Annotated in this window: 4 protein-coding genes; all 4 read left to right on the forward strand. The window is 57.5% G+C overall.

Annotated elements, in window-relative coordinates; genetic code table 11:
• Positions 1-22 precede the first annotated feature (22 nt).
• On the forward strand, positions 23-499 hold the full coding sequence (locus tag AC1D1L_RS33510; RefSeq protein ID WP_477345793.1) for a YciE/YciF ferroxidase family protein: 477 nt from the start codon (positions 23-25) through the stop codon (positions 497-499).
• Between the two features lie 337 nt (positions 500-836).
• On the forward strand, positions 837-1688 hold the full coding sequence (locus AC1D1L_RS33515; RefSeq protein WP_477345787.1) for a PRC-barrel domain-containing protein: 852 nt from the start codon (positions 837-839) through the stop codon (positions 1686-1688).
• A gap of 102 nt (positions 1689-1790) precedes the next feature.
• Entirely contained in the window at positions 1791-2408 is a 618-nt protein-coding gene (locus AC1D1L_RS33520) for a DUF2062 domain-containing protein (RefSeq protein WP_477345789.1), read from the forward strand.
• 351 nt (positions 2409-2759) lie between these two features.
• Positions 2760-3329, forward strand: a 570-nt coding sequence (locus tag AC1D1L_RS33525; RefSeq protein WP_477345791.1) for an adenylate/guanylate cyclase domain-containing protein, incomplete at its 3' end; no start/stop codon positions are given.

Consider the following 3329-nt stretch of genomic DNA (forward strand, 5'->3'; position numbering starts at 1 on the left):
AAGGAGTACAAGGAGTACTGCCATGAAAACTCTAGGCGATATTTTCGAGCATACCCTCCAAGACATGTATTACGCGGAGAACGCGATTACCAAGGCCTTGCCCAAGGTGGCTGCGGCCGTGAAGGACACCAAGCTAAAGAAGGCAGCCGAGGACCATCTCGAGGAGACGAGGGGGCAAATCAAGAAGCTCGAGCAGGTGTTCAAGTCGATAGGCATGAAGGCGTCCGGCGAGAAGTGCGACGCGATTGAGGGCCTCATCAAGGAAGCCGACGGGCTGATGGAGGAGGCGTCAGGAACGGCCCTCGATTCCGGCCTGCTGGCCGCCTGCCAGGCGGTCGAGCACTATGAGATCTCCCGGTACGGCTCGCTGCGGGAATGGGCAAAGGACCTTGGGCATGATGAGGCGCATAAGTTGCTCAGCGAGATCCTCGACCAGGAAAAAGCAACCAACAACAAGCTGACGAACCTTGCGGTTACGTCGATCAACAGGACAAATTGATCTCAGGGCTTTCATGGCTGCGGACAGTTGATCCTAGCCTCTAGGGATGAACATAGCGCCTCCAGGCGCCCGATGGAGTCGGTCGCCTCACACCTCACGATGATCAAGCTGAGGGTGGAAGGTGTGCGCCATTCTCCGCTCCCAGAAGGTTGCTGCTCCTTAAGATGCTGGGAGTTTGCCGCCTTCCGACGAATTGGGAATGCATTCGGCCGGCGAAAGGAACCCTGTCTCACCAAGCCCGTTGTGAAATGGCAAGGTGCCGCGTTCGGCCAACGGTTGCAATCAGTTAAGTCGAACGCGGCGTGCATCAACACTTAACGCACAAAGGAAACGTAACATGCTCCGCAAACTCTTGGCTACCACAGCAATAGCCACGCTCCTCACAGCCGGTGTGTGGGCCACGGGAGCCACAGCCGAAGATGCTACAAAGCCCGCCGCAACGACGACAACAACTGCGGCGCCTGCGACAACGGCGGAAGGAACCCTGGTCACYAAGATAATTGGCGCCGACGTYTACGACAGTGCCGCTGACGATGCCGCGAARATYGGCGATGTGAAAGACATCGTCATCGCCAACGACGGCAAAGCCAAATATATTGTSATYGGCGTCGGCGGGTTCCTGGGCATTGGTGAAAAGAACGTCGCTTACGATTTCAGCAAGGCCGAATGGGTCGAGAAGAAGGGTGAACGCTGGCTGGTCGCTAAGACCAGCAAGGAAGACCTCACCGCGCAGCCCGACTTCGACCTCAAGGCTTACGACACGACSGCTTCGAATGCCGCCGCCTCGGCCAACAACGAGCCTGCAGCTACAACGACCGACAACACAGCAACAGCTGCTATCGACAAGGCGTCGCTGACCGAGCTGCCGGTGGACAAGATCAGCACCAATGACTTTGTCGGCACTACCGTCTATGGCGCTGATGATGCGAAGGTCGGCGAAATTGGCGACGTGGTTCTAAGCACAGACAAGAAGGTTGATGCCGTGATCGTCGACGTCGGCGGTTTCCTCGGCATGGGCGAAAAACAGGTGGCCGTGGGCCTTGAGAAGCTGAAGTTCATGGCCGACAAGGACGGCAATCGCTATCTCTAYACCAATTTCACCAAAGACCAGCTTGAGGCGCAGACCGCWTATGACAAGGGCACCTATGCCCAGAATCGTGACAAGCAGCGGATCGTTATCAGTCAATAGTTGGAAATGGCCCGCGCAYTAACCGGCGCGGGCCGTCCACCGAGCGGCACAGGACGACATCAATCGGTTCGACTTCAGACTGCGTTTGCAGGGGGCAAGAGAGTGCTTTTTAGACGCCGAAATCCTGATGGTCTCTTCGAGCGCTTCCGCACTTATATGTGGCCGCGCCGCTCGTTCTCGCGATCGCTTCAGTATTTTTCAAAGCGCATTCTCCGGCTGAACGCCAGTCCGCATGCCGTCGCGGCTGGGGTGGCGGCCGGCGTTTTCGCGTCGTTCTTTCCATTAGGGTCCCATTTCGCCATTGCCGCCATCGTGTGCTGGCTGATCGCAGGAAACATGGTGGCGGCAGGATTAGGAACATTTGTTTTTGGCAATCCGCTGACCCTCCCATTTGTTGTGGGAGCGTCCTGGGAGACCGGCAAGATCATGTTGCACGGCCACATGCAAAGTCACGAACGGCCAGTCCATTTGAGTGAGATGTTGCAGACCCTTTCAATTTCGCAATTGTGGTCACCGGTCTTAAAGCCCATGCTGTTTGGCGCGGTGCCACTCGGCCTGATTTTTGGCCTGTTGCTCTATGGCATCACCCGCTATGGGATGACTGCCTTCCGCGAACAGAGGCGCAAGCGACTGGCCGAAAAGGGGATCCTGCTCCATCACCAGGAAGACATCGCGTTATCACCCCCTCTGCCGGCTCGGCATCGCCGTTCTGGCGGGTGAATTGCGAGGGTCTTTTTTCTTTCGGTGGACTTGGACGCAGCTACTCCCGCTGCTGTCAAAGACTCTCATTTCTTGGTCGGGCCGCGTTCTACGACCGTACGCTCCTCTTGAGCGCAAGGCGCGTGGGGGCACAAGCCTTTGTTTCAGCGCAGCCTTGAAAGGCGATGCTTGGTTTGAACGTGCCGCCAACGGCCCCAGCCGGTGAGACGGGCTGGGGCGTTCTTGTTTGGCCACTGCCCGTCAAGCGAAAGTCTCGTCTGGCTCGCCGCTCCATTGCAGCACAATTCCTGAGACGTGATCTACGCCCAATAATCGAGTTACATGCTATCTTTCGTATTTCGAAGTGAGGTGATGAACCAAATGCGGAAGATCGCAGCGATTCTGGTTGCGGATGTGGTTGGCTATAGCCGCCTCGCAGAAGCGGATGAGGATCGGACACTTGCACGGCTGCGGGTTCTACGGAACGACTTGCTCGATCCGACGATCGCCGCACACGATGGACGAGTGGTCAAGCGTACTGGAGACGGCGCTCTCGTGGAGTTCCGCAGCGTTGTCGAGGCCGTGCGTTGCGCTGCTGAGATGCAAGAAGGCATGCTCGAGTGGAACACAGGACTGCCTCACGATGAGCGCATTGAATTCCGCATCGGCATCCACGTCGGCGATGTCGTCGAGGAGAATGACGGAGACCTGATGGGCGACGGAATAAACATCGCCGCCCGCCTGGAAGGCTTGGCGAAGCCGAACGGAATCTGCTTGTCGGGTTCGGCCTACGAGCAGGTGCGTGAAAAGCTCAAGGAACAGTTTGTCGATCTGGGCGAGCAAACCTTGAAAAACATCGCCAGGCCAGTGCGCGCCTATCACATGCTGTCCGGTGCCGCATCGACGGAACCGGAAGTCGCACGAGGGAGACTAGTCCAGCAA

This window comes from Mesorhizobium sp. P2_D6, from assembly GCF_056404315.1.

Bases quoted from the DNA above. Each gene is read 5' to 3' on its own strand.
- AC1D1L_RS33510 (WP_477345793.1), top strand. From the start codon at position 23: ATGAAAACTCTAGGCGATATTTTCGAGCATACCCTCCAAGACATGTAT.